Below are 24426 nucleotides of genomic sequence, written 5' to 3' on the forward strand. Positions count from 1 at the left end.
CGTGATGCGCCGCACCCTTCTCGGACTGATGGGCCTGGGGCTGCTTGCAGCCGCCGGCTGCGTCTCCGACGAGGAGGAAGGCGGCAACAGCTTCACGCTCACCGGTGCGATCTCCAATGTCGCGAGCGGCCCGGTTCCGGCCGGCACCGTCACGATCCGGCTCGAGGAGCAGGGCGTGATGGACATCGCCGCCAAGCTGATCGCCGAGACTTCGGTTGTCAGCGACGGCAAGGCCACCCGCGTGCCCTTCGTGCTGCAGGTGCCGAAGCCCGAACTCGACAAGGCTGTCGATGCGGGCTTCAGCATCCGTGTCGAGCGCGACGGCCGGCTGATCGCCACCAACACCAGCAAACAACGTTACAGCGGCGGATCGAACGTCTCGCTGCAGATCGAACCCATTCTCTACTGAGGGGGAGAACCATGACGAATTACACCAATTTCAAGATCGAGACCGACGCCGACGGCATCGCGCTTATCACCTGGGACATGCCCGAGAAGTCGATGAACGTCTTCACCCAGGAGGTGATGGAAGAGCTGAACGCCATCGTCGACCAGACCACCGCCGACACAGCGGTCAAGGGCGTCGTCTTTACCTCCGGCAAGTCGAGCTTCTCCGGCGGCGCTGATCTCTCGATGATCAAGTCGATGTTCACCTTCCAGCAGGAAGAAAAGAAGAAGGATCCGGATAACGCCGCCCAGAAGCTTTTCGACCTCGTCGGCCGCATGACCGGGCTCTTCCGCAAGCTCGAGACTTCGGGCAAGCCCTGGGTCTCGGCGATCAACGGCACCTGCATGGGCGGCGCCTTCGAGCTGTCGCTCGCCTGCCACGGCCGCGTCGCCTCGAATTCCAAGTCGGTGAAGATCGCACTTCCGGAAGTCAAGGTCGGCATCTTCCCGGGCGCCGGCGGCACCCAGCGCGTGCCGCGCCTGACCAATGCGCAGGACGCGCTGCAGATGATGACGACAGGCTCGTCGCTGACGGCAGTCCGCGCCAAGGCGCTTGGCCTGGTGCATGAGGTCGTCGATGCCGACAAGCTGGTCGACGCGGCCAAGGCGATGATCAAGAACGGCCTGAAGCCGGTCCAGCCCTGGGACGAGAAGGGCTACAAGGCTCCCGGCGGCGGCATCTGGACGCCGGCCTCGGCCCAGCTCTGGCCGGCCGCTTCCGGCATCCTGCGCCGCGAGACCTACGGCAACTATCCGGGCGCCATCGCGATCCTGAAATGCGTCTATGAAGGCCTGCAGGTGCCCTTCGACACCGCACTCAAAATCGAGCAGCGCTACTTCACCGAGATCCTTCAGACGACCGAAGCCTTCTCGATGATCCGCTCGCTGTTCGTCTCGATGCAGGAACTCGGCAAGGGCGCCCGCCGTCCGGCCGGCGTGCCGAAGTCGGAATTCAAGCATGTCGGCGTCGTCGGCGCCGGCTTCATGGGCGCCTCGATCGCCTATGTGACGGCTGCTGCTGGCATTGCGGTGACGCTGATCGACCGCGACATGGAAGCGGCCGAAAAGGGCAAGGCACATTCCGAAGGCCTGGTGAAGGATTCGGTCGGCAAGGGCCGCCTGACCAAGGAAGAAGGCGAAGCGCTGCTTTCCCGCATCACCCCTTCGGCCGACTACAATGATCTGAAGAGCGCCGGCCTCGTCGTCGAGGCGGTGTTCGAGGATCGCCAGGTCAAGAAGGACGTGATCGAGAAGGTGGAAGCCGTGATCGGCGAAGACACGATCTTTGCCTCCAACACCTCGACGCTGCCGATCACCGGCCTTGCCAAGAACTCCAAGCGCCCCGGCCAGTTCATCGGCATCCACTTCTTCTCGCCGGTCGAGAAGATGATGCTGACCGAAGTGATCCTCGGCAAGGAGAGCGGCGACAGGGCGCTCGCCACGGCACTCGACTATGTCGCTGCGATCAAGAAGACGCCGATCGTCGTCAACGACACCCGCGGCTTCTACGTGAACCGCTGCGTCTTCCGCTACATCCACGAAGCCTATGACATGCTGATCGAAGGCGTGCCGCCGGCGATGATCGAGAATGCCGCCAAGATGGCCGGCATGCCGGTCGGTCCGCTGTCGCTCAACGACGAAGTCGCGATCGATCTCAGCCAGAAGATCCTGAAGGCCACCGTCGCCGATCTCGGCGAGAAGGCTGTCGATCCGAAGCATCTGGCGCTGATCAACAAGCTCGTCGACGAGCTCGACCGCCGCGGCCGCAAGAACGGCAAGGGCTTCTACGAGTACCCGGCAAAGCCCGCCAAGAAGTATCTGTGGCCGGAGTTGAAGACGCTTTATCCGCAGAAGAACGCCGACACGATCGACGTCGAGGTGCTGAAGCAGCGGTTCCTGGCGACGATCGCGCTCGAAGCGGCCCGCACCATGGAAGAGGGCATCGTCACCGATCCGCGCGAAGCCGACGTCGGCTCGATCCTCGGCTTCGGCTTCGCGCCCTATACCGGCGGCACGCTCTCCTACATCGACGGCATGGGCGTAAAGGCCTTCGTCACGATGTGCGAGAAACTTGCCAAGGACTATGGCGACCACTTCAAGCCGACGGCACTCCTGAAGGAGATGGCCGAACGCGGCGAGACCTTCTACGGCCGCTTCGACCCCTATGGCGAGAAGAAGCAGGCGGCGTAAGTCCACGCCCACCGCATTGGAAGCAGGCCCCTTGGGGCCTGTTTTCGTTTGGGCACGCCGGTCCGGGACCTTGGCCAAAACGACGCCCGCCATCACTCTGTTACAGTTGCGGTGCTAGGCCTGCGCGGATTGAACCGCGCCCCGTGACGAAGCCATGACGAAAATCACTCTCCGCCCCGCCATCGCCGGTGATGAACCCTATCTGCACTGGCTCGAAGAAGCCTGCATGCGCGACTATGCCATCGCGCTCTGGGGCGACTGGCGGCCGCGGCCGGTGGACGCGCTGATCCTCTCCGAACACCGCCTTATGGTCGCGGACGGGGAGGATGCCGGCTGCGTTTCGGTGACGCGGCGTGGGGACCATCTCTGGGTGAACAAGCTCTACGTCGCGCCCAAACATCAGAAGCGTGGCCATGGCGCTTTCGCTCTGAGGCAGGTGCTTGCCGAGGCGGCATCGATCGGCCTGCCCTTGCGGCTCAGCGTGCTGACGACCAACCCGGCGGTTGCCTTCTATCGCCGTGAAGGTCTTGTGATCTATGAAGAAACCGCCGAGCGGCGCTTCATGACGTCTGACGCGCGTTAAGCTTATCAGCATCTTCTGATTGACGCTCTTCGCGCGCAGGCGCATCCTTCGCAAGGTCAGAGGGGGACACGCCATGAGCGAGCCTGATCTCTATCTTCTTGGGCGCGCCGGGCCCGAAGAAGAACGCCTGAAACGACAGATTGCCAATCTCGCCCCTGATTCCGACCAGCAGCTCGAACGGGTCGGCATCCGGCCGGGCGAACGCGTCGTCGATCTCGGCTGCGGCCCCGGCGGCGTGCTGCATCTGCTTGGCAAGCGCGTCGGGCCGACCGGCTCGGTGCTCGGCGTCGAACGCGATCCGAATTTCGTCGAACTCGCCCGCCGCTTCGTCGCCGGCCATGCGCTCCCCCAGGTGGAAGTGCGCGAGGGCGATGCCTATGCCACAGGCCTGCCGCGCCGCTCCTTCGACGGCGCCCATATGCGGCTGGTGCTGGTCAACGTGCCGCGGCCAGAGCTGATCGTGCTCGAAATGGTGTCATTGGTACGGCCGGGTGGCTGGATTGCGAGCTTCGAGGCCGATTTCCTCGGACATATCTGCGATCCGCCGCTTGCCGCATGGGATCGGCTGCTGTCCGCCTACGTCGCCTATTCCGCCGCGAGAGGCATCGACCTCAATATCGGTCGCCGGCTGCATCGTCTGTTCCGGAACGCCGGTATCGAGGCGATATCCGTCGACGCTGTCGAGCATGTCTATCCGCCGGGTCACGACCGCCGGCCGATCCTTCGGGATTTCATCAACAATGTCCGCGGCGGGCTTGTCGCCGAAGGCTTCATCGGCCAGGCCGAGCTCGATGCCGATCTGGAAGCACTCGACCGGCATCTTTCCGACCCAAACGTGCTCGTGACGTCACACATGTTCTTCCGGCTGACCGGCCGCGTGCCGGAGGCGCTCGTCATCAAAACGTGACGACGGTTTCCATCCGTCCCGTATCTTTAGGCCGCGGCTCCGGCGCGCCGGTGCGCCAGGCGTTCGCCGACGATGATCAGCAGGCCGGCCGCAAAGATCAGCCCGGCGCCGGCAAAGACGTTGGTGGCCGGAACGTCGCCCCAGATCAAGAAGCCGAGCCCAAAGGCCCAGACGAGCGAGGTATATTCGAACGGCGCGATCACCGAGATCGGCGCGCGACGCATGCCCTCGAACAGCGCGTACTGGGCAATGCCGGCGATGACGCCGGTGCCGGCCATCAGCGCGACGTCGAAGAGCGCCGGCGGCGTCCAGAAGAAACCGACCGCAAGCCCGGTCATGGCGATGAAGAAGACGTTGGAGATCGTCATCTGCACCAGGGTCGCCTCCTGCAGTGCGGTCTTGCGCAGCATCACCGTGCCGATCGCCCAGAAGACGGCGGCAAGCAAAGCCAAGAACACCGGCAGCGACAGTTTCATGCCGGTGCCGAGCGGATCGCAGGCAATCAACACGCCGACGAAGCCGATGAAAACGGCGAACCAGCGGATCGGCGGTACGTCTTCCTTCAGGATCGGCACGGCGAGCAACGTCACGATGATTGGCGCGGCGTAGTAAAGGGTCGTCATCTCGGCGAGGCCGAGGTCACGCGCGGCGTTGAAATAGGAAAGCCAGGCGGCAAGCAGCAGGAGGTTGCGCACGAACAGCGGCTTGATCACCGGCGAGGAGACAGCATTGCGCACCAGCTTGCCGCGGCCGATCACGAGGCAAAGCACGAGAATGGTGATGCTGCGGGTAAACAGGATCTGCCAGACCGAATAGCCGACGACCAGCCATTTGACCGACGCATCCTGCAGCGAAAACAGGAAATAGGAAAACGTCGTCATGACGATGCCTGACAGGACAGTCTTGTTCATGGAAGCCTCGATCACGCCGGCGGGAAGAGGAGCGGCGGAGCCCGTCTGATAGCGCGGCCGCGGCAGCCGCGGAAGGGGCATGCCGGGGTGGCGCTGTGGCGATTTCTTGGGGTGGCTTGCACCACGATCGGGAGCCAGGCTTGATGGAGATCAAGAACCGGCGCTTGCGCCGCTGCTAGAAGGCAGCGATAACGACCACGTAACCAGGTCCAACGACATGCAGCCGCTTGCCTTCGCCCTTGCCGCCCTCGTCCTGCTCGCGACACCAGGACCGACGAACACGCTGCTCTGGCTCTCCGGCGCATCGGCCGGCTTCCGCCGCTCGTTGCCCCTGCTCATCGGCGAGCTCGGCGGTTATCTCGCCGTGATCATCCCGTCGGTCGCGCTTCTCGCGCCATTTCTCGCCGCGCACCCGCAGCTCGGCCTGGCGCTCAGGCTCGTCGCCGCCGGCTGGGTTCTCTATCTCGCCTATGCGCTCTGGACCACGGATGCCGAGCGCAGCGAGGGCGCCGTCATTTCCATCCGTCAGGTCTTCATCACGACGCTGCTCAATCCGAAGGCGCTGATCGTCGCCCTGGTGCTCTTGCCGCAGACTGGACTTGCAGTCGTCTGGCCCTGGATCGTCGGCTTCTCGCTGTTGGTCGTCGCCGTCGGATCGACCTGGATTGGCGCCGGCGCCATGCTGGTGCAGATGTCGAAAGGCCTGTCGGCCTCGCATCTGCCGCGCCGGATCGCCGCCGTCTGCCTCACGCTGTTTTCGATGGGAATTGCCGGCAGCGCGATCGCTGCCATGCACTAAAAAATCCCGGAGAACCAGCAAGGGTGCGCCGGGATATCGATCGCTATACGCGGCTAATCGTTGTGCCTCAGGCAGCGACCGCCTCGCCGAGTTCCTTCGCCAGCGCCCCCATCAACTCTTCCCAGCCTCCGCGCCTGTATTCGAGCTTGTCCAGCCCGTCGAGGAAGGCCACCTGCTCGGTAAAGACGAGGTGCGTGCCCGTGCCCTCAGGCCGGATATCGACCGTGGCGACGGAGGCGGAAATCCTCCTGTCGTTCTGCGTCATCGTGTAGGCAAAGATGATCCGGCGGTCCTCGATGATATCGAGATAGACGGTGTCGTCGTAGTAGGTCGTCCCGTCGTCCTGACTGAAGCGGCCGCTCTCGCGCCCGCCGACGCGGAAGTCATGGGTGATTGTGGCACCGGCTTCGACATTGACGAACCAGCGCTCCTTGGCGGCCGGCTCGGAGAAAGCCTTGAACACCTGCTGTGGCGTCGCCTTGAAGCTGCGCTCGATGGTGAAGCTTGAATGTTCCACGGATCTGTCAGTCATGTCTTGCCTCCTCTGGGTCGGAAAACCGCCTGTTTACGCTAACTGGTTTCCATTATGAACTGCTATAATTTTGAAATCAGTTGAACGTTAGCGCCAGTGATGCGATAATGCAAGCGGTTTTAAAGAGGTGCCAATGAAGGACGACATGCGCTCGGGTTGCCCGATCAATCTCTCGCTCGAAGTGTTCGGCGACAAATGGAGCCTGCTGATCATCCGCGACATGATCTTCGGCGGTAAGCGGCACTTCCGCGAGTTGCTGCGATCCCAGGAGGGAATCTCGTCGAATATCCTGGCGGACCGGCTGAAGATGCTGGTCGAGCAGCGGATGTTGACGAAGCGCGACGACCCCACACACAAGCAGAAGGCAATCTACAGCCTGACGGAGATGACGATTGCGCTGGTGCCGATCATGGCCCAGCTCGGCGCCTGGGGACGGCGCTACCTGCCGGTCAGCGAGGAGTTGAGCATTCGCGCCGAGCTCATGGAGAACGGCGGCCCTGCGCTCTGGGACCGCTTCATGGACGAGCTGCGGCACGACCACCTCGGCGCCCCGCTCGACGGTCCGCCCCGGGTGCGCGCCACGCTCCAGGCCGCCTATGAGGAGGTGGTCGCCAGGAAAGCTCGCGAAAAGGCGACGGCCTGACGCCAGAGGAACGGGCTCGTCATCCGCTCAGAGCCCGATCACCGACAGCATGACGAAGGTGGCGAACAGCACGAAATGCGTCATGCCCTCGATGGCGTTGGTCTGGCCGTCGTTGAGGTTGATCGCGGCAACGATCAAAGTGATCGCCACCATGACCGTCTGCACCGGCGACATCGCCATCAGGAAGGGCTGGCCTGTATAGAGCGCGATCGCCTCCATCACCGGCACCGTCAGGATGACGGTCGAGAGCGAGGCGCCGAGGGCGATGTTGACGACCGCCTGCATGCGGTTGGCAAGGGCCGCCCGCATCGCGGTCATGATCTCCGGCGAGGCCGAGATCGCCGCCACCACGATGGCGGCAACGGCCGGCGGCGCGCCACTGCCCTTGAGGCCCGAGGTCAGCAGCGCCGACATTGTTTCTGCCAGCACGCCGATCACGACGATGCCGAAGATCAGGGTGAGGATCGAAGGCAGCACCGGCTGGTCGTCGGCATCCTGCAGAACGCTGCCCTCGCCCTTGGCTTTCGGATAGCTGTAGCTGAAGAAATAGCTGTGCACGCCCACCTGCATGCGCAGGAACAGGGCGTAAAGCGTAATCATCGCGCCGATGGTGAAGGCCGAATAGTAGTGCCATTTCGCCGCCGGCACGAACTCCGGCACGATCATCGAAATCCCCATCGCCGTCAGGATCATCACGCTGTAGGTGCGCGCGGAATCGTCGTTGTAAGGCTGCTCGCCGTGCTTCAGGCCGCCGAGCAGGGCCGCCAGGCCGAGGATGCCGTTGATGTCGAGCATGACGGCCGCATAGATCGTGTCGCGCACCAGCGTCGGCGAGGCCTCGCTCGTCATCATGATCGCCAGTACGACGACTTCGACCAACACGGCCGAGAGCGTCAGGATCATCGTGCCGTAGGGATCGCCGACCTTGGACGCCAGCACCTCGGCGTGATGCGCCACGCGCAGCGATGCAAGCACGATCGCGACCACGAGACAACCGGCACCGAGAAGCGTCGCGAAGCGCCCCATCTCGAGAAGCCGGTCTTCGAGCGCAATCCCGGCGACCGCGGCAAGCACGGCGACGATCAGCAGGCGTTCCGCTTTCATGCGCATCAACAAAAACGCCCTCCACCGAAAGCCGGTCCCGCCCGTCATCCGAACTATAGGGGCCGCGTCCTTCAAAGCAAATGACGGGAAGAGGACTATTTTCCTCCCGATTCTTTACCGCCTCGCGGCGTTTCGGTAGTGTAACCGCGAACAAAAGCAGCAAGCGGCCGCCTGCCCGGCCTGGATCCTTCGTCATGTTGTCTCACGGCACGATCTGGCACGCTATCGATACCCTAGCCGAGCGCCATCAGCTCTCGCCGTCCGGTCTGGCGCGGCGTGCCGGCCTCGACCCGACCTCCTTCAACAAATCCAAGCGCCGCTCGGCCGACGGGCGGGAGCGCTGGCCCTCGACGGAATCGATCGCCAAGGTGCTGGAGGCGACCGGAGCCACCATGGACCAGTTCACAAGCCTGCTGCACCCGGATGAAAGGCAGGCATCCTCCGAGCCGGCGCCAGCCGCGACGATCCCGCTGATCGGTTTTGCCCAGGCAGGCGCGGGCGGCTTCTTCGACGATGGCGGCTTTCCCGCCGGCCAGGGCTGGGATGTCATCGATTTTCCGACTGATGCGGAGAAGCGCAGCGGCACCTATGCGCTCGGCGTCCAGGGCGACAGCATGCTGCCGCTCTATCGCGACGGCGATATCCTGATCGTCGACCCCGGCGCGCCGATCCGGCGCGGCGACCGGGTCGTGGTGAAGACGCGCGAAGGCGAAGTCATGGCCAAGGTGCTGACGCGCCAGACGCCGCGCATGATCGAGCTTCTGTCCCTCAATCCCGAACATCCGAACCGGAGTTTCGAGACCAGCCAGATCGAGTGGATCGCCCGGATCATCTGGGCCAGCCAATAGGACGTTCTTCCTGATGCGGCAGCATTTGTACACCCTTGCCGGCGGCATCGCCGCAATCGCGCTATTCACCGGCATCCTCTATGCCGGAGCCGTCGCCATCCGCGACCGCGAGACCGCCGCCACACCGGAACTGGTTCTCGAAACGCCCGACATGGCGGAAATCGAAACGGCGCCGGACCAGGCCGACGACGATGTTCCGCTCGACCTCGGCCCGCCCCCGGACGGCGCGGCTCAACCCGACGCGGCGGCGACCGATGAGCAACCGCAGGCCACCACCACGACGGAAAAGGCCGCGCGCGCCATCGAGCCGCAACAGTTCGGCCTGCCCGACACGGTCACCAGCGCACCGCTCAAACGGTTAGAACCGCGCGCGCCGCTGTCGGAGCCGAAGAAGGAAGCGAAGGCTGCGGGGCCGTCCGTCCTCTATCGCCCGGTGGCGGTCGCTGCCGGCGTCATCCAGTTCGACAAGCTGACGCTGCAGATCGACGGCATCGAGCCGGAACAGGCGGAGAGAACCTGCGAAAGCGGCGGCAAGAGCTGGCCCTGCGGCATCGTCGCGCGGACCGCCTTCAGAAACTTCCTGCGCGCACGCGCGGTCAGCTGCGATCTGCCCGAGGGAAGCGTCGGCCCTTCGGCCACGGCATCCTGCACGCTCGGCGGCCAGGATCTCGCCACCTGGCTCGTCGACAATGGCTGGGCGACGCCGGTTGCTGGCTCGCCCCTCGAGAAACGCGCCGACGCGGCGCGTCAGGCGAAGCTCGGCTTCTTCGGCGGCGACCCGCGCGACCTCAGCCACAAGCCGATGACATTCGACGACCCGACCCTCGGCATCGAGATGGACACCCCGCAGCCGGACTTGTAAACAGCCGCGACAATACCCAGCTCTCAGCCGTTTCGATGACACCGCCGGAAAGCCCCATGCTCCCTAGCCTCAGCCACCACGAAGCCCTCGTCTATGTCATGGTGATGATGTCGGCGGTCGATCGGGAGATGAGCGACGACGAGTTCGCGCGCATCGGCCGGCTGGTGCAGTTCCTGCCCGTCTTCGACGACTTCGAAGAGGACAGCCTCATCCATATCGGCCACGAATGCTCGGCGCAGCTGGCGGCGCCCGAGGGGCTCGACATCGTACTCGAGATCGTGCGCGAAGCGCTGCCGGAAAAGTTCCACGAGACGGCCTATGCACTTGCCGTCGAGATCGCCGCTGCGGACCAGCGCATCCGCAACGAAGAAATCCGGCTGCTGCAATTGCTGCGCGACCGTCTCGGCCTCGACAAGCTGACTTGCGCGGCCATCGAGCGCGGGGCGCTTGCCCGTTTCCGGCGTTAAACCGGTAAACTTGCCGTCGATCGCGCCGCGATATCCCGGCGCTCAGTAGATCCCGTTCGGGAAGTAGCGCAGGTAGATTTCCTCCAACCGGCCGCTGCGCGACAATGCCAGCAGTGCGTGATCGATCGCCTGGGTCAGAGCCGGCTCGGACTTGCGGTTCATGATCGTCAGGCCTTCGCCGAGGAAGCGCTGCGAGAAATAGGCGCCGTCGACGAGCGCACAGCAGCCGCCCGCGGTCGTGCCCGAGATCCAGAAGGAAAGCTGCATGCCGTCGGAGAAGACCGCCGGCACTTCACCCTTCCTGAGCGCCGTCAGCATGGCGTCGCGATCGGGAAAGACCTTGGCTTCGATCTTCGGGAAAAACGCCTTGAACATCGCCTCATGCGTGGTTCCGGCGACGACACCGACCGCTTTTCCCTTGAGATCCTTCGGCGCGGCGACGGCGCCGGCCGCCTTGGTGTTGACGGCGAAACGCGCCGGAAGCCGCATGAAGGCGCGCGAAAAGCCGAAACGCTGGCGCAGTTCCGGACCGACGGCGATGCCAGCGGCCACCGCCTCGCCCTGCCCCTCCTCCAGCGCGGGCAGCAGTTCCGCATAGGTCACCGCCTGGATCTGGCACTTGGCTTCGATGTCGAGCTCACGGCAGATCTCGCGCACGAGATCGACATGAAATCCCGAAAGCTTGCCGGACTGGTCGATGAAGTTGAACGGCGGAAAGTCCACCGTCGTCAAGAAACGCAGGCGCGCCAGACCCGTGAGATCGGGCTTGGCGATGCGTTCGCGCGCGTCGAACAGGAGCGGCAGATCCTTAGCCTCGGCCGCAAGCGGCGTCACGATCAAGGATGCGCAAAGGGCGAAAAGGGAAAGAACTTTCATGGGGCAGCGGCCGGCACGTCTCATGTGGCAGGGGCGGCCTTGGAACCGCGGTGATTCATCGAGCCGTAAAGTAACCGGCCGCAGCGCAGCTGACCATAGTCCACCACGAGAACGCGGTAACACAAGGAAAGGGACGAGAAGAATGGAGCGGGTGATCGGGATCGAACCGACGACATCCAGCTTGGGAAGCTGGCGTTCTACCGCTGAACTACACCCGCGGTGCCTGCGAAATTTCCCGAACCGGGGCGATCTGTCAAGGACCCTTGCGCGCGATCGCGTAAGGTCGCTGCGAAATCCCCTACTCGGCGCGGAAATGCTTCGACAGCTTCAGGCCCTGCGCCTGGTAGTTGGAGCCGACGCCGAGACCATAGAGACCGTCCGGCCGTTCCAGCATGTGTTCGTAGATCAGGCGGCCGACGATCTGGCCGTGTTCGAGGATGAACGGCACCTCGTGGCTGCGTACTTCCAGCACCGCACGGCTGCCAGTGCCGCCAGCGGAAGCGTGGCCGAAGCCCGGATCGAAGAAGCCGGCATAATGCACGCGGAACTCACCCACCAGCGGATCGAACGGCGTCATCTCGGCGGCAAAGAGCGGCGGAACATGCACCGCTTCGCGCGACACCAGAATGTAGAACTCGTCCGGATCGAGGATCAACTCGTCGCGGCCGCGGCTATAGAGCGGCTCCCAGAAATCGAAGATCGCATGCTGCGCCTTCTTGTCGACGTCGATGACGGCGGTGTGATGCTTGCCGCGATAGCCGATCAGGCCTTCAGGCCCGGTGCCCTTGAGGTCGATCGACAATGCGATGCCGCCACCGCTGACATTGGGCTTGTCGCTCGCCACCAGCACGTCGCTCTCGTGCAGCGCCTGCAGTTCCTGTTCCGACAGGATCGACTGGCCCATGCGGAAGCGGATCTGCGACAGGCGCGAGCCGCGGCGCACGACGATCGGGAAGGTGCGCGGGCTGATTTCGAGATAAAGCGGACCGCTGTAGCCGGCCGGAATCTTGTCGAATTCCTGGGCCCGGTCGGTGATGACGCGAGTGAAGATGTCGAGGCGGCCCGTCGAGCTCTTCGGGTTGGCCGAGGCCGACATGCCCTCAGGCAGTTCCAGCCTTTCCATCAGAGGCACGATGTAGACGCAACCCGTCTCCAGCACCGCGCCCTCGGTCAGATCCACGACGTGCAGCTTCAGCCGGTCGAGCTTGTCGGCAACGAGATGAGACGGGCCCGGCATGAAGCTCGCGCGGACGCGGAAAGCCTTGGCGCCGAGGCGCAGGTCCAGGCTTGCCGGCTGGATCTGATCGTCATCCAGCGGCTTCTCGCTTTTCAGGCGTCCCGATTCGAACAGCGCGGCGATCGCGCGATCGGCCAAAATCCCAGTGTCGCGGCCCATTGCAGTCCTCTTTTCAGTTGCGAGACAAAACCAAACTCCGGGAATTGACGCAAGCGTACCCTGGCAGTATTGAAGCTTTATCCCGTGGTGATTTGGCCGGTCGGCTTGCAGCCACGTTAAACAAGTAGCTAAAAAGGCCGGGTGTCAAACCGGCCCTTCACGCGGCCGGTTTTTTTGTTTTTGAAAGTGACCGTCACATGAGCAAAAACTGGCGCCCCGCAACGCAACTGGTCCATGGCGGAACCACCCGCTCCCAGCACGGCGAGACCTCGGAAGCGATCTTCCTCACCCAAGGCTTCGTCTACGAGACGTCGGAAGCTGCGGAAGCCCGTTTCAAGGGCGAAACCGACGGCTTCATCTATGCCCGCTACGGTAGCCCGACCAACGACATGTTCGAGAAGCGCATGTGCATGCTGGAAGGTGCGGAAGACGCGCGCGCCACGGCCTCGGGCATGGCCGCCGTTTCCGCGGCAATCCTCTGCCAACTCAAGGCCGGCGATCACATCGTCGCCGCCCGCGCCCTCTTCGGTTCCTGCCGCTGGGTGGTCGAGACGCTGGCGCCGAAATACGGCATCGAATGCACGCTCGTCGACGGCCGCGACCTTAGCAATTGGGAAAAGGCGATCCAGAAGAACACCAAGGTCTTCTTCCTGGAAAGCCCGACCAACCCGACGCTCGAAGTCATCGACATTGCCGGTGTGGCCAAGCTCGCGAACCAGATCGGCGCCAAGGTCGTCGTCGACAACGTCTTTGCAACGCCGCTCTTCCAGAAGCCATTGGAACTCGGCGCCCATATCGTCGTCTATTCCGCCACCAAGCATATCGACGGCCAGGGCCGCTGCCTTGGCGGCGTCGTGCTTTCCGACAAGGAATGGATCAACGAGCACCTGCACGACTATTTCCGCCATACCGGCCCGGCGATGTCGCCGTTCAACGCCTGGACGCTGCTGAAGGGTATCGAGACCCTGCCGCTGCGCGTGCGCCAGCAGACGGAAACCGCCCGCCGTGTCGCCGATTTCCTGGCGGAACAGCCGCAGGTGGCCAAGGTCATCTACCCCGGCCGCAAGGATCATCCGCAGGCCGACATCATCGCCAAGCAGATGACCGGCGGCTCGACGCTCGTCGCCTTCGAACTGAAGGGCGGCAAGGATGCCGCCTTCGCGCTGCAGAACGCGCTCGAGATCGTGCGCATCTCCAACAATCTCGGCGACAGCAAGAGCCTGATCACCCATCCGGCCACGACCACGCACAAGAACCTTACGGACGAGGCGCGCGAAGAACTCGGCATCTCCGCCGGCACCGTGCGCTTCTCCGCCGGTATCGAGGACAGCGACGACGTCGTCGAAGATTTCGCGCGCGCGCTGAGGGCCGTGAAGGCCTGATTTTACGAAGACACGGCCGCCGTGACCAACGGCGGCCGACGCCCTTTGCCGGCAGTCACGAAATGGCTTCCGGCGGCCCAGCGCCAAGGCGCCCGGCACATTTCACCCTTCCGATCGCGCCAGCACGTCCGTCCGTCCCATCATGGGACCGCACAATCTTGCCGTTATTCTTGACGAAACCATCTTGCTGTAGAATACCCTGAAAGACCTGAAGCAAGGTGATGCCCATGTATCGCGCTTTGACCCGCGACATAGAAGTTACGGTGGAGCCGTACTATCTCGAAGAGCAATCGGATCCGGATGACGGCCGCTATGTCTGGGGCTATCGCATCGTCATCTCAAACCACTCGGACGCGTCCGTGCGGTTGATGACGCGCTACTGGCACATTACCGACGAGAACGGGCAGGTCGACGAAGTCAGCGGTCCGGGCGTCATCGGCGAGCAGCCGCTGCTCAATCCCGGCGATACCTACGAGTATTCCTCCGGGTGCCCGCTGGATACGCCATCCGGCGTCATGTTCGGTCATTACAGCATGGAATCGGAAGGCGGAGAGACCTTCAACGTGGCCATCCCCGCCTTCTCGCTCGATTCACCCGGTCTCGTGCGCACGCTCAACTAGTTGTTCGGCACGCGCCACGCCGCGAAGGTCGCAGTTTCGTCCTTACTGCGGACGAACCTCGTTCGCCTCGAAGCGATAGGTCGTCGAGCAGAACTCGCAGGTCACCTTGACTTCGCCATCGTCGATGGTGCTTTCGAGGTCGTCCGTGCTCAGATTGGACAACACCGACTGAAGCTTCTCGCGCGAGCAGCTGCAACGGTCATAGACTGCCTGCGGTTCGTAGACGCGGACGCCGCGCTCGTGGAACAGGCGATAGAGCAGCCGCTCGGTTCCGACCATCGGATCGGTCAACTCGTCCATGTCGATCGTTTCGACCATCACCTTGGCCTCGGCCCAGAGATCGTCATCCTCGAACGCGTTTTCTCCATCATCGCCGTCACCGCCCGAAAGGTCGGGCTGGCGCATGCGCTCCGGCGCTTCCGGCAGGAACTGGGCAACCATGCCGCCGGCACGCCAGCGGTGGCGCGGCTTGCCGTTTTCGTCGCGATCCAGGAGCTCGGCCACGCCAAGGCGCACCTTTGTCGGGATCTGCTCCGACTGGCGGAAATAGACGCCGGCGATTTCCTCGAGCGTCGCGCCGTCGAGCGCGACGATGCCCTGATAGCGCTGGGTATGGGCGCCCTGGTCGATGGTGAAGGCGAGCACGCCCTTGCCCAGCAACTCATGCGAAAGGGTCCGGCCGTCCTTTTCGGCGGCCGCCAGCGCTTCCTGATCGTAGCGGGCATAGGCGCGCACGCGATCCGGCGTCGAGAAATCGGCAACCACCAGATCGACCGGGCCATCGCCCTGGGTCTGGACGATCAGCTTGCCTTCGAATTTCAGCGACGTTCCGAGCAGAACCGTGAGCACGACTGTTTCGGCAACCAGGCGCGCGACCGGCAGCGGATAATTATGGCGCTCGAGAATAGCGTCCAGCATCGGGCCGAGCTGCACGGCGCGGCCGCGCACGTCGAGGCCTTCCACCTGGAAAGGCACAACGTGATCGTCACCGGCAAAGTCGAACTCACCAAGCCCTGGCGTCATGTCGGTCATGTCTTGCTCCTTGCCTCAGCCAACCAAGCTGCACAAGGAACATCTCTATCCCCGCGCAAACCTGCCCGCTGCCTTAATTGATCCCGCGATGAACGGATTGTCCATCAGGCCTGTGCCATTCGCCCATTGCGCCGCACATCACCGATGACGGTTGGCGCTGCACTGGTCCTCAGGAGCGCGCCCCGCTTGCCGCCTAGATCGTGTCGCCGATCGGCAATGTCAAGAGGTGCCCGACGGCGGCTCAGACGAGGCCCATGCACCAGGCGATGACCGATTTCTGCGCATGCAGCCGGTTTTCCGCCTCGTCGAAGACCACCGATTGTGGACCGTCGATCACGTCGTCGGTCACCTCTTCGCCGCGGTGCGCCGGCAGGCAGTGCATGAACAGCGCATCGGAGGCCGCGTGCTTCATCAGCGCTTCGTTGACCTGGTAGGGCTGGAAGACGTTGTGGCCACGGGCGCGATGTTCCTGGTTCATCGAGATCCAGGTGTCGGTGACCACGCAGTTGGCATCTGCGACCGCCTGCTCGGCGTCGTGGCACAAGAGGATCTCGCCGCCATTGTTGCGCGCCCAGTTGAGGAACTTGTCCTGCGGCTCGGAACCGAGCGGCACCGCCATGTTCATGCGGTAGCCGAAGCGCGCCGAGCCTTCGATCAGCGAGTGCAGGACATTGTTGCCGTCGCCGGTCCAGGCGATCGTCTTGCCCTTCACCGGTCCGCGATGCTCCTCGAAGGTGAGGATATCGGCCATGATCTGGCAGGGATGGGTGTCGTCGGTGAGGCCGTTGATCACGGGGACCGTCGCATGCTCGGCCAGTTCCAGTAGGCGGCGGTGGTCGGTGGTGCGGATCATGATCGCGTCGACATAACGCGACAGCACTTTTGCCGTGTCGCCGATCGTCTCGGCGCGGCCGAGCTGCATTTCCGTGCCGGACAGAAACAGCGTTTCGCCACCGAGCTGGCGCATGCCGACATCGAAGGAAACGCGCGTGCGGGTCGAGGGCTTTTCGAAGATCATTGCCAGCATCTTGCCGGCGAGCGGCTTCTCGGCGGTTCCGGCCTTGGTCGCCGCCTTTCGGACGCGCGCATCGTCGATGATCGTCCGGAGGTCGGCGGCCGTCATGGCCGAAAGATCGAGAAAATGTCTGGTGCCTGCCATCGTACTCGGTTCCTCAAAAAATCGAACCCTGGTGCGCCACGCAGTGGCGTGAACGCACGTAGGTCATTCTAACATCCTGGGTCAGTCCTGGCCCGATCGCTCAGGCCGCAGCGTTGCCACTTGCCTTGCGCACCGCCTCCGCCGCGCGCTCGATGCGTGCGAGGCCCTCGCGGGCTTCCTCCGCCGTTATCGTCAATGGCGGCAGCAGGCGCAGCACGTTCTCCCCGGCCGGCACGGCCAGCAGTCTTTCCGCGCGGATTTCCTTCAGCAGGTCGGCCGAAGGACCCTTCACCTTGATGCCCAGCATCAAACCGTCGCCGCGGATCTCCTCGATGACATCGGGGAAGCGGTCCTTGAGCGATGCGAGGCCCTGGCGGAAGACCAGGGCAACGTCGCGCACATGCGTGAGGAACCCGTCGGCGAGAACGACGTCAAGCACGGCGTTGCCGACGGCCATCGCCAGCGGGTTGCCACCGTATGTGGAGCCGTGCGTGCCGGCCACCATGCCGGACGCGGCCTCCTCCGTCGCAAGGCAGGCGCCAAACGGGAAGCCGCCGCCGATACCCTTGGCAACCGCCATGATGTCGGGACGGATATCCGCCCATTCATAGGCAAACAGCTTGCCGGTGCGGCCGACGCCGGTCTGGACCTCGTCGAGGATCAGGAGCAGGCCGAACTCGTCGCAGAGCGCGCGCAGTTCCTGCATGAACTCCTTGGTCGCCGGGCGGATACCACCCTCGCCCTGGATCGGTTCGATCAGGATCGCTGCGGTTTCCTCTGTGATCGCGTTCTTGACCGCGGCGATGTCGCCGAACGGAACCTGGTAGAAACCCGGAGCCTTCGGCCCGAAGCCCTCGATGTACTTCTGCTGACCGCCGGCTGCGATGGTCGCGATCGTGCGGCCATGGAACGCGCCCTCGAAGGTGATGACGTGGAACTTCTCCGGGTGGCCCTTGGAGAAGTGGTAACGCCGTGCCGTCTTGATGGCGCATTCCAGCGCTTCCGCACCCGAATTGGTGAAGAACACCTTGTCGGCAAAGGTCACCGCCGTCAGCCGGCGGCCGAGGCTTTCCTGGCCCGCAATTTCATAAAGGTTGGACAGGTGCCAGACCTTGTCGGCCTGCGCCTTCAGCGCCTCGACGAGGTGTGGGTGCGCGTGGCCGAGCGAGTTCACGGCAACGCCGGCACCGAAGTCGAGATAACGCGTGCCGTCTTCAGCAATCAGCCAGACGCCCTCTCCTCGCTCGAAACGCAACGGCGCGCGCATGTAGGTATCGTAAAGCGGCGTGGTTGCAGTCATGCGAGGCTCTCCTTCACTCCAGATCGACATCGATCCCGCGCCTCACGCGGGTCGATAAAAATCAAAAATGCCGCCTTTCGGCGGCGCAGGCACTATTCCCATTTCGCGCTGCAATGTCAACAAAACCAAGCCTTGCAGCGCAACATGAAGGGTCGATTCCCAGGGGCAGAAAAATCGTCCGGGAGGGCTTGCAAAAATGCAACGCTGGCCGAGCAAGTTGGGGAAAACTACGAAATCGATTCGGCCTGATTCCCGGGACTCTTGCCACAGAGTCCAGCGGTCAGTACGTTAACATTCAATTACTAGACGCATGCGGCGGACCTAGTCACCAAAAGAGTTATCGCGTTTGCAACCCCGGGGTTCAGCCGGGGTGCGGTGAGGGATTCTGCCATCCCCAACGCTGAGAACGGAGAGTGCAGAAATGAACTGGACTGACGAGCGGGTGGAGAAACTGAAGAAGCTTTGGTCCGAGGGCCTGAGCGCGAGCCAGATCGCGGCACAGCTCGGCGGCGTCAGCCGTAACGCTGTCATCGGCAAGGTTCACCGCCTGAGCCTGCCAGGTCGCGCCAAGGCCGGCGGCAGCACCACGACGGCGGCCCGTCCGAAGCGCCCGACTTCGGCACCGCGCGCGCCGAACTACGCGTCGCGCGTTTCGACCCGCCCGGTTGCACGCGCGGCCGGCGCTGTTGTTCTCAAGGAAGAAATTGAAGTCGATCTCGTTGCCGAGCAGGATTTCAGCACCCGGACCGACGTTGTCGTGCCGATGTCGCGCCGCCTCGAGCTGACCCAGCTCACCGAGCGCACCTGCAAGTGGCCGATCGGCGACCCGCTGAAGGAAGAGTTTCACTTCTGCGGCAACGATTCCCCGGAAGCCTCGCCTTACTGCACCTTCCATGCGCGGCTGGCCTACCAGCCGTCGGGGGAGCGCCGCAGGGCCCGCTAAGAAGCTGGACCGCATCAACAAAAAAAAGGGGCCGATCGGCCCCTTTTTTGTTGGCGATTTCCAAACCGCTCAGCTTTCGAGCGAATAGCCAGCGCCGCGAACGGTGCGGATGACGTCGGGCATGTTCGAGAAGTTCAGCGCCTTGCGCAGGCGGCCGACATGCACGTCGACGGTGCGTTCGTCGACATAGATGTCATGGCCCCAGACGCCATCCAGAAGCTGCGAGCGCGAGAAGACGCGGCCTGGCGAGGACATCAAGAACTCCAGCAGACGGAACTCGGTCGGTCCGAGGCGCACTTCGCGGCTGCGGCGGTGAACGCGGTGGGTCTCGCGGTCGAGTTCGATGTCGCCGCAGCGAAGCAGCGTCGAGAGCACCTCGGGCTTTGCCCGGCGCAGCATCGCCTTGACGCGCGCCATCAGCTCCGGCGTCGAGAAGGGCTTGACCACATAGTCGTCTGCACCGGTCGCCAGACCCCGGACGCGCTCGCTTTCCTCGCCACGCGCCGTCAGCATGATGATCGGCAGGCGCTCGGTCTCCGGGCGCTGGCGCAGCCGGCGGCAAAGCTCGATGCCGGAAACACCGGGCAGCATCCAGTCGAGGATCAAGAGGTCAGGCAGGCGCTCTTGCAGACGGATCTCCGCCTCGTCACCCCTGAGGATCGTATCGACATCGAAGCCTTCGGCTTCGAGGTTGTAACGCAGCAGAACGCTCAGCGCCTCTTCGTCTTCGACTACGGCGATTTTTGGCAACATCAGGTAACGTCTCCTTACCGCAAGCGCCGCGCAGCCTCTCAGACCGCAAGGGCGCTCAGACACTCTAAATCTGGAGCACAGCCGCCATTTTCAAAGGCGGTGCGAAAACCGCGTGCTTCAGATACAGGAATTCGGGGCCGCGACCGAAGCCGCGACCGGACTAGATTTCAAAGGGCATGCATGCTTACGGCGCGCTTGGCGCTCAGTCGTTGACCGAGCCCAACGTCGACGTGTTGTCATCCTTCGGACGCTCGCCTTCCGGCTGGGCGCCCGTCGCCATGTAGTAGATCGTCTCGGCGATGTTGGTCGCATGGTCGCCGATGCGCTCGATGTTCTTGGCGCAGAACAGAAGATGCGTGCAGGGCGTGATGTTGCGCGGATCTTCCATCATGTAGGTCAAGAGCTCGCGGAACAGCGAGGTGTAGATCGCATCGATCTCCTCGTCGCGCTCGCGGATGCTGTTGGCCTTTTCCGGCGAACGCGAGGCGTAAACGTCGAGCACTTCCTTGAGCTGCACCAAAGCGAGCTCGGCGAGGTGTTCGAGACCACGAGCGAGCTTGCGCGGGATGCCGGAGCCGGCGACCGCGATCACGCGCTTGGCCGTGTTCTTGCCGAGGTCGCCGACGCGCTCGAGATCCGAGGCGATGCGGATCGAGCCCATGATCTCGCGCAGGTCGGCAGCGACCGGCTGGCGCTTGGCGATCGTGACGATTGCCTTCTCGCCGATCTGACGCTCGGCGTCGTCGAGGACGGTGTCGTCCGAAATCACCTTCTGCGCCAGTGCCAGGTCGGAATTGACGAGCGCGCGAACGGACTCGGCGACCATCTGCTCGGCGAGGCCGCCCATCTCCGAGATGCGGCGCGTCAGGTACTTCAGTTCTTCGTCATAGGCAGACATGATATGCATGGACATGATCGTCGATCCTTACAGGCGCTTTCCAGTTGCAGTCGGAGCTCTATCCGGCCTCAGCCGAAGCGGCCCATGATGTAATCCTGGGTGCGCTGGTCATCCGGATTGGTGAACATCTTGTCGGTGTCGTTCTCCTCGACGAGATTGCCGAGGTGGAACATGGCGGTGCGCTGCGAAACACGGGCGGCCTGCTGCATCGAGTGGGTCACGATGACGATCGTGAAGTTCGTGCGCAGTTCGTGGATGAGTTCCTCGACCTTGGCGGTCGCGATCGGATCGAGCGCCGAGCAGGGCTCGTCCATCAGGATGACTTCCGGGCTGACGGCGACCGCACGGGCGATGCAGAGGCGCTGCTGCTGACCGCCGGAAAGACCGGTACCCGGCTCCTGCAGGCGGTCCTTCACCTCGTTCCACAGACCGGCCTTCTGCAGGCTGGTTTCGACGATCTCATCGAAGTCCGCCTTGGTGCGGGCAAGGCCGTGGATGCGCGGACCGTAGGAAACGTTGTCGTAGATCGACTTCGGGAACGGGTTCGGCTTCTGGAAGACCATGCCGACACGGGCGCGCAGTTCGACGACGTCGATGGTCGGATCGTAGATGTCGTCCGTGTCGAGCGTGATCTTGCCGGTAACACGGCAGTTCTCGATCGTGTCGTTCATGCGGTTCAGCGTGCGCAGGAAGGTCGACTTGCCGCAACCCGAAGGACCGATCAGCGCCGTGACCGTGTTCTCGCGGATGTTGAGGTTGACGTCGAAAAGCGCGCGCTTCTCTCCGTAATAGACCGACACATCCTTGCCGATCATCTTGTAGGGCACGGTGTTCATTTTCTGATCCAAGGCTTTCTCGACGGCTGCTTCTGACATGATGTTCATAGTAATTACCTCACTACCAACGGCGCTCAAAGCGACGTCGCAACAGAATGGCGCCAAGGTTCATGACGACGAGGAAGATGAGAAGAATGATGATCGCACCGGATGTGCGCTCGACGAAGGCGCGTTCGGCCTCGTTGGCCCACATGTAGATTTGCACCGGCAGCGCCGTCGACGGTTCCATCGGCGAACCGGGATAGTCGACGACGAAGGCGACCATGCCGATCAGGAGCAGCGGCGCGGTTTCGCCAAGCGCGTGGGCAAGGCCGATGATGGTGCCGGTCAGGATGCCCGGCATTGCCAGCGGCAGCACGTGGTGGAAGATGGTCTGCATCTTCGACGCGCCGAGACCGAGGGCTGCCGCGCGGATCGACGGCGGGACCGCCTTCAACGCCGCGCGGGTGGCGATGATGATCGTCGGAAGCGTCATCAGCGTCAGCACGAAACCACCGACGACGGCCGCTGAACGCGGCATGCCGGCAAAGTTGATGAAGACGGCGAGACCCAGGAGACCGTAGACGATCGACGGAACGGCCGCGAGGTTGTTGATGTTGACCTCGATCAGGTCGGTCAGCCGGTTCTTCGGCGCGAACTCCTCGAGATAGATCGAGGCGGCAACGCCGATCGGAAGCGACAGCACCAGCACGATCAGCATCATGTAGAACGAGCCGAGGGCCGCGACGCCGACGCCTGCAGCTTCCGGACGGCTGGAGGCGCCGAAGGTGAAGATGCCGGTGTTGAAGCTCTTCTTCAGCACGCCTGCCTCAGCAAGCTGGTTCATCCAGGTGACCTGCTGGTCCTTGACCTTGCGCTTGCTCTCATCGACCTTGAGGTCGATCTGGCCCTTGAAGGCGGAATCGATGTTGGCTTCGGCGAGCAGCGTGACGGGGACCGTCTTGCCGATGATCGACGGGTCGGCCACGACCAGGTCGCGCAGAAGCGTGCGGGAGCTCGCAGAGATCATGTCGGTCGCCTGCTTGACCTGCGGCCGCTTGCTCGCATCGAGGCCGAGCTGCTTGACGAGCGCGTCGCGCACCAAGAGCGGATAGTTGGCGGTCAACAGCACCTTGCCATCGGTCGCGCGTTCGCCCTTGGGGTCGACGACCTTTTCGGTGAACTCGATCGGCAGCGTGATCGTCGTCTGCTGGAATGCGGTGTAGCCGTTGGAAATGACGGTCCACAGCAAGAGCGCCAGGAAGAAGAGACCGGTGCTGATTGCCGCCATGCCATAGAAGCGGAATCGGCGTTCGGCAGCATAGCGACGCTTGATGCCGATATCGCGCTTTGCGGTTTCGGGACGGGCGGAGATCCGGACGGTCGAAGAAGCGATGTCGGTCATTCGTACTGTTCCCGGTATTTGCGCACGATGTAGAGCGCGTAAATGTTGAGGCCGAGCGTGATGACGAAGAGCGTGATGCCCAGCGCGAAGGCCACCAGCGTCTGCGGCGAGGTAAACTCGAGGTCGCCGGTCAGCTGGTTGACGATCTTCACGGTCACCGTCGTCATCGGCTCGAAGGGATTGATCTGCATGCGGGCTGCAACGCCTGCGGCCAGCACCACGATCATGGTTTCGCCGACGGCGCGCGATGCGGTCAGGAGAAGAGCGCCGACGATGCCCGGAAGGGCTGCCGGAAGAATGACCTTCTTGACCGTCTCCGAGCGGGTCGCACCAAGACCGAGGGAGCCGTCACGCAGCGCCCGCGGCACCTGGGTGATGATGTCGTCCGACAGCGAGGACACGAACGGGATCAGCATGATGCCCATGACGATACCGGCGGTCAGAACGCTCTGCGCCTGAATGAAGTTCTGGTAGTCGCCGGTGACGAGACCGTTCAGCTGGGCGGAGATGTCGCGCAGGAACGGACCGACGGTCACCAGCGCGAAGAAACCGTAGACGATGGTCGGGATGCCGGCGAGCACTTCGAGCAACGGCTTGGCCGTCGAGCGCAGCCGCGGGCTGGCATACTCCGCCATGTAGATGGCGGCGAAGAGGCCGATCGGCACGGCAAAGAGCATGGCGACGAAGGCGATGTAGAGCGTGCCGGCGAGAAGCGGGATCAGGCCGAACTGACCGGAAGCGCCACCGCTGCCGGCAGCGGCAAAGCGCGGATCCCAGACGGTGCCGAAGAAGAACTCGAAGGGCGAGACCATGGTGAAGAAGCGGCCGGCTTCCGACAGCATCGAGGCGACGATGCCGACCGTCGTCAGAATGGCGATGGAAGACGCGACGATCAACGAGCCGAGAATGACCCGCTCAACCTGGTTGCGCGCGCGGAAGCGGGCGGCGACGTTGCGGATGGCGTAGATGCCGCCGACAATCGCAATCAGCAACACGACCGCGCTCTTCAGCCAGAGGTTGGTCGCAGTCATCGCGTTGAAATGCTTTGCAGCGGCGATCATGTAGGGCTCGCCTTCGCCGGCGAGGGCAACCCCCTTGGACGCGAGCGTCGCGCGCAGATTGGCGGCGCCGCTCTCAAGGGCTGCAAGCTCCTCGCCGCTCAGGCGCAGCAGGCCGCCGGCAACGGATTTGACCTGACCGAGCGCGAGCTGCACGGCGGCAGGGCCCTGGCTCTGGACGGTATCCGGCAGGGTCGCGCGCGTGCTTCCGTCGATGTAGACGGGAGCGGTAATGAGCCAGGCGCCGAGAACGAGAGCAGCGGGCAGCATCGCCCAGATGGCGACGTAGCTGCCGTGATAGCCCGGCAGGGAATGAAGGTTGGAGAGCTTGCCGCCGGACAGAGCCAGCGAACGGGCGCGGCCGGCAAAATAAGCAATGAAACCAATAACAACAATGAACAAAAGAAGGAGCGAAGTACTCATCGGCACGTCTCCCCGGCATCGCCCGTCATGGGTGCCGGCCAATCGAATGAAGGCATGCCCCGGCGCGAAGACT

The 24426-nt window shown here is 63.5% G+C and carries 25 protein-coding genes, 1 tRNA gene and 1 riboswitch; of the genes, 12 read left to right on the forward strand and 14 right to left on the reverse strand.

The features are described 5' to 3' along the window. The first annotated feature begins 4 nt into the window (after nucleotides 1-4). The 4 genes from XB14_RS15515 to XB14_RS15530 all read left to right on the forward strand — a co-directional run bounded on the left by XB14_RS15515 (nucleotide 5) and on the right by XB14_RS15530 (nucleotide 4127). The gene (locus XB14_RS15515; protein WP_179119598.1) at nucleotides 5-409 is read left to right on the forward strand and encodes a YbaY family lipoprotein; all 405 of its coding nucleotides are present in this window, start codon (nucleotides 5-7) and stop codon (nucleotides 407-409) included. Nucleotides 410-420: 11 nt separating this feature from the next. Next, nucleotides 421-2637 carry an FAD-dependent oxidoreductase gene (locus XB14_RS15520; RefSeq protein WP_077962471.1) on the forward strand — a complete coding sequence of 739 codons (2217 nt, stop codon included), beginning with the start codon at nucleotides 421-423 and terminating at the stop codon, nucleotides 2635-2637. A gap of 154 nt (nucleotides 2638-2791) precedes the next feature. After that, nucleotides 2792-3220 (forward strand): GNAT family N-acetyltransferase, encoded by a 429-nt coding sequence (locus XB14_RS15525; protein WP_077962472.1) that lies wholly within the window; start codon nucleotides 2792-2794, stop codon nucleotides 3218-3220. 73 nt (nucleotides 3221-3293) lie between these two features. Further along, nucleotides 3294-4127, forward strand: a complete 834-nt coding sequence (locus XB14_RS15530; RefSeq protein WP_077962473.1) for a methyltransferase domain-containing protein — start codon at nucleotides 3294-3296, stop codon at nucleotides 4125-4127. A gap of 26 nt (nucleotides 4128-4153) precedes the next feature. Here the strand turns inward: XB14_RS15530 and XB14_RS15535 are convergent, their stop codons facing one another. Continuing rightward, the gene (locus tag XB14_RS15535) at nucleotides 4154-5038 is read right to left on the reverse strand and encodes a DMT family transporter (protein ID WP_077962942.1); all 885 of its coding nucleotides are present in this window, start codon (nucleotides 5036-5038) and stop codon (nucleotides 4154-4156) included. A gap of 217 nt (nucleotides 5039-5255) precedes the next feature. Here XB14_RS15535 and XB14_RS15540 point away from each other — a divergent pair, with 217 nt between their 5' ends. After that, complete coding sequence (locus tag XB14_RS15540) at nucleotides 5256-5837, forward strand: LysE family translocator (RefSeq protein ID WP_077962474.1); 582 nt, start codon at nucleotides 5256-5258, stop codon at nucleotides 5835-5837. A gap of 67 nt (nucleotides 5838-5904) precedes the next feature. Here XB14_RS15540 and XB14_RS15545 read toward each other — a convergent pair whose 3' ends face one another. Continuing rightward, nucleotides 5905-6369, reverse strand: a complete 465-nt coding sequence (locus tag XB14_RS15545) for an SRPBCC family protein (protein ID WP_077962475.1) — start codon at nucleotides 6367-6369, stop codon at nucleotides 5905-5907. A 133-nt stretch (nucleotides 6370-6502) separates the two neighbouring features. Between XB14_RS15545 and XB14_RS15550 the strand changes: the two genes are divergently transcribed. After that, the gene (locus XB14_RS15550; RefSeq protein WP_077962476.1) at nucleotides 6503-7012 is read left to right on the forward strand and encodes a winged helix-turn-helix transcriptional regulator; all 510 of its coding nucleotides are present in this window, start codon (nucleotides 6503-6505) and stop codon (nucleotides 7010-7012) included. Between the two features lie 27 nt (nucleotides 7013-7039). On the opposite strand, the gene XB14_RS15555 is transcribed toward XB14_RS15550, so the two are convergent. Beyond that, the gene (locus tag XB14_RS15555) at nucleotides 7040-8122 is read right to left on the reverse strand and encodes a calcium:proton antiporter (RefSeq protein ID WP_419178592.1); all 1083 of its coding nucleotides are present in this window, start codon (nucleotides 8120-8122) and stop codon (nucleotides 7040-7042) included. A 188-nt stretch (nucleotides 8123-8310) separates the two neighbouring features. On the opposite strand from XB14_RS15555, the gene XB14_RS15560 reads away from it, so the two are divergent. The 3 genes from XB14_RS15560 to XB14_RS15570 are packed head-to-tail and all read left to right on the forward strand — an operon-like array spanning nucleotide 8311 to nucleotide 10293. Then, entirely contained in the window at nucleotides 8311-8964 is a 654-nt protein-coding gene (locus tag XB14_RS15560) for a S24 family peptidase (protein ID WP_077962478.1), read from the forward strand. Nucleotides 8965-8977: 13 nt separating this feature from the next. Continuing rightward, entirely contained in the window at nucleotides 8978-9826 is an 849-nt protein-coding gene (locus tag XB14_RS15565) for a thermonuclease family protein (protein WP_077962479.1), read from the forward strand. A gap of 56 nt (nucleotides 9827-9882) precedes the next feature. Further along, nucleotides 9883-10293, forward strand: a complete 411-nt coding sequence (locus XB14_RS15570) for a tellurite resistance TerB family protein (protein ID WP_077962480.1) — start codon at nucleotides 9883-9885, stop codon at nucleotides 10291-10293. 42 nt (nucleotides 10294-10335) lie between these two features. Here the strand turns inward: XB14_RS15570 and XB14_RS15575 are convergent, their stop codons facing one another. From XB14_RS15575 to XB14_RS15585, 3 genes are all read right to left on the reverse strand, one after another. Continuing rightward, nucleotides 10336-11169, reverse strand: a complete 834-nt coding sequence (locus XB14_RS15575) for a transporter substrate-binding domain-containing protein (RefSeq protein ID WP_143348397.1) — start codon at nucleotides 11167-11169, stop codon at nucleotides 10336-10338. Between the two features lie 143 nt (nucleotides 11170-11312). Beyond that, nucleotides 11313-11387: transfer RNA gene (locus XB14_RS15580), tRNA-Gly, on the reverse strand. Nucleotides 11388-11467: 80 nt separating this feature from the next. Further along, entirely contained in the window at nucleotides 11468-12565 is a 1098-nt protein-coding gene (locus tag XB14_RS15585) for a 2'-deoxycytidine 5'-triphosphate deaminase (protein WP_077962482.1), read from the reverse strand. Nucleotides 12566-12639: 74 nt separating this feature from the next. Continuing rightward, nucleotides 12640-12718: riboswitch (SAM riboswitch) on the forward strand. Nucleotides 12719-12762: 44 nt separating this feature from the next. Between XB14_RS15585 and XB14_RS15590 the strand changes: the two genes are divergently transcribed. Next, nucleotides 12763-13947, forward strand: coding sequence for an O-succinylhomoserine sulfhydrylase (locus XB14_RS15590; protein ID WP_077962483.1), 1185 nt, complete (start codon nucleotides 12763-12765; stop codon nucleotides 13945-13947). A 227-nt stretch (nucleotides 13948-14174) separates the two neighbouring features. Further along, nucleotides 14175-14567 carry a Co2+/Mg2+ efflux protein ApaG gene (gene apaG / locus XB14_RS15595; RefSeq protein WP_034797159.1) on the forward strand — a complete coding sequence of 131 codons (393 nt, stop codon included), beginning with the start codon at nucleotides 14175-14177 and terminating at the stop codon, nucleotides 14565-14567. A 42-nt stretch (nucleotides 14568-14609) separates the two neighbouring features. Here apaG and XB14_RS15600 read toward each other — a convergent pair whose 3' ends face one another. The 3 genes from XB14_RS15600 to XB14_RS15610 form a co-directional block, all read right to left on the reverse strand. Further along, a complete protein-coding gene (locus XB14_RS15600) occupies nucleotides 14610-15599 on the reverse strand; it encodes an Hsp33 family molecular chaperone (RefSeq protein ID WP_077962484.1) in 990 nt (329 codons plus the stop codon). A gap of 241 nt (nucleotides 15600-15840) precedes the next feature. Then, nucleotides 15841-16758 carry an ornithine carbamoyltransferase gene (argF, locus tag XB14_RS15605; RefSeq protein WP_077962485.1) on the reverse strand — a complete coding sequence of 306 codons (918 nt, stop codon included), beginning with the start codon at nucleotides 16756-16758 and terminating at the stop codon, nucleotides 15841-15843. A 100-nt stretch (nucleotides 16759-16858) separates the two neighbouring features. After that, nucleotides 16859-18058 (reverse strand): aspartate aminotransferase family protein, encoded by a 1200-nt coding sequence (locus XB14_RS15610; protein WP_077962486.1) that lies wholly within the window; start codon nucleotides 18056-18058, stop codon nucleotides 16859-16861. Between the two features lie 421 nt (nucleotides 18059-18479). Between XB14_RS15610 and XB14_RS15615 the strand changes: the two genes are divergently transcribed. Beyond that, on the forward strand, nucleotides 18480-19001 hold the full coding sequence (locus tag XB14_RS15615; protein WP_034797167.1) for a GcrA family cell cycle regulator: 522 nt from the start codon (nucleotides 18480-18482) through the stop codon (nucleotides 18999-19001). 69 nt (nucleotides 19002-19070) lie between these two features. On the opposite strand, the gene phoB is transcribed toward XB14_RS15615, so the two are convergent. From phoB to pstC, 5 genes are all read right to left on the reverse strand, one after another. Then, a complete protein-coding gene (gene phoB, locus XB14_RS15620) occupies nucleotides 19071-19754 on the reverse strand; it encodes a phosphate regulon transcriptional regulator PhoB (RefSeq protein ID WP_034797168.1) in 684 nt (227 codons plus the stop codon). A 202-nt stretch (nucleotides 19755-19956) separates the two neighbouring features. Continuing rightward, complete coding sequence (gene phoU, locus XB14_RS15625) at nucleotides 19957-20670, reverse strand: phosphate signaling complex protein PhoU (RefSeq protein WP_093231848.1); 714 nt, start codon at nucleotides 20668-20670, stop codon at nucleotides 19957-19959. A gap of 50 nt (nucleotides 20671-20720) precedes the next feature. Beyond that, nucleotides 20721-21536, reverse strand: coding sequence for a phosphate ABC transporter ATP-binding protein PstB (gene pstB, locus XB14_RS15630; RefSeq protein ID WP_077962487.1), 816 nt, complete (start codon nucleotides 21534-21536; stop codon nucleotides 20721-20723). A gap of 13 nt (nucleotides 21537-21549) precedes the next feature. Next, nucleotides 21550-22872 carry a phosphate ABC transporter permease PstA gene (gene pstA / locus XB14_RS15635; protein WP_077962488.1) on the reverse strand — a complete coding sequence of 441 codons (1323 nt, stop codon included), beginning with the start codon at nucleotides 22870-22872 and terminating at the stop codon, nucleotides 21550-21552. After that, nucleotides 22869-24353 (reverse strand): phosphate ABC transporter permease subunit PstC, encoded by a 1485-nt coding sequence (gene pstC, locus XB14_RS15640; protein WP_077962489.1) that lies wholly within the window; start codon nucleotides 24351-24353, stop codon nucleotides 22869-22871. The genes pstA and pstC overlap by 4 nt, the downstream gene beginning before the upstream one ends. Between the last annotated feature and the right edge of the window lie 73 nt (nucleotides 24354-24426).

The sequence above is a fragment of the Ensifer adhaerens genome (assembly GCF_002007205.1).
GTDB lineage: Bacteria > Pseudomonadota > Alphaproteobacteria > Rhizobiales > Rhizobiaceae > Ensifer > Ensifer adhaerens_D.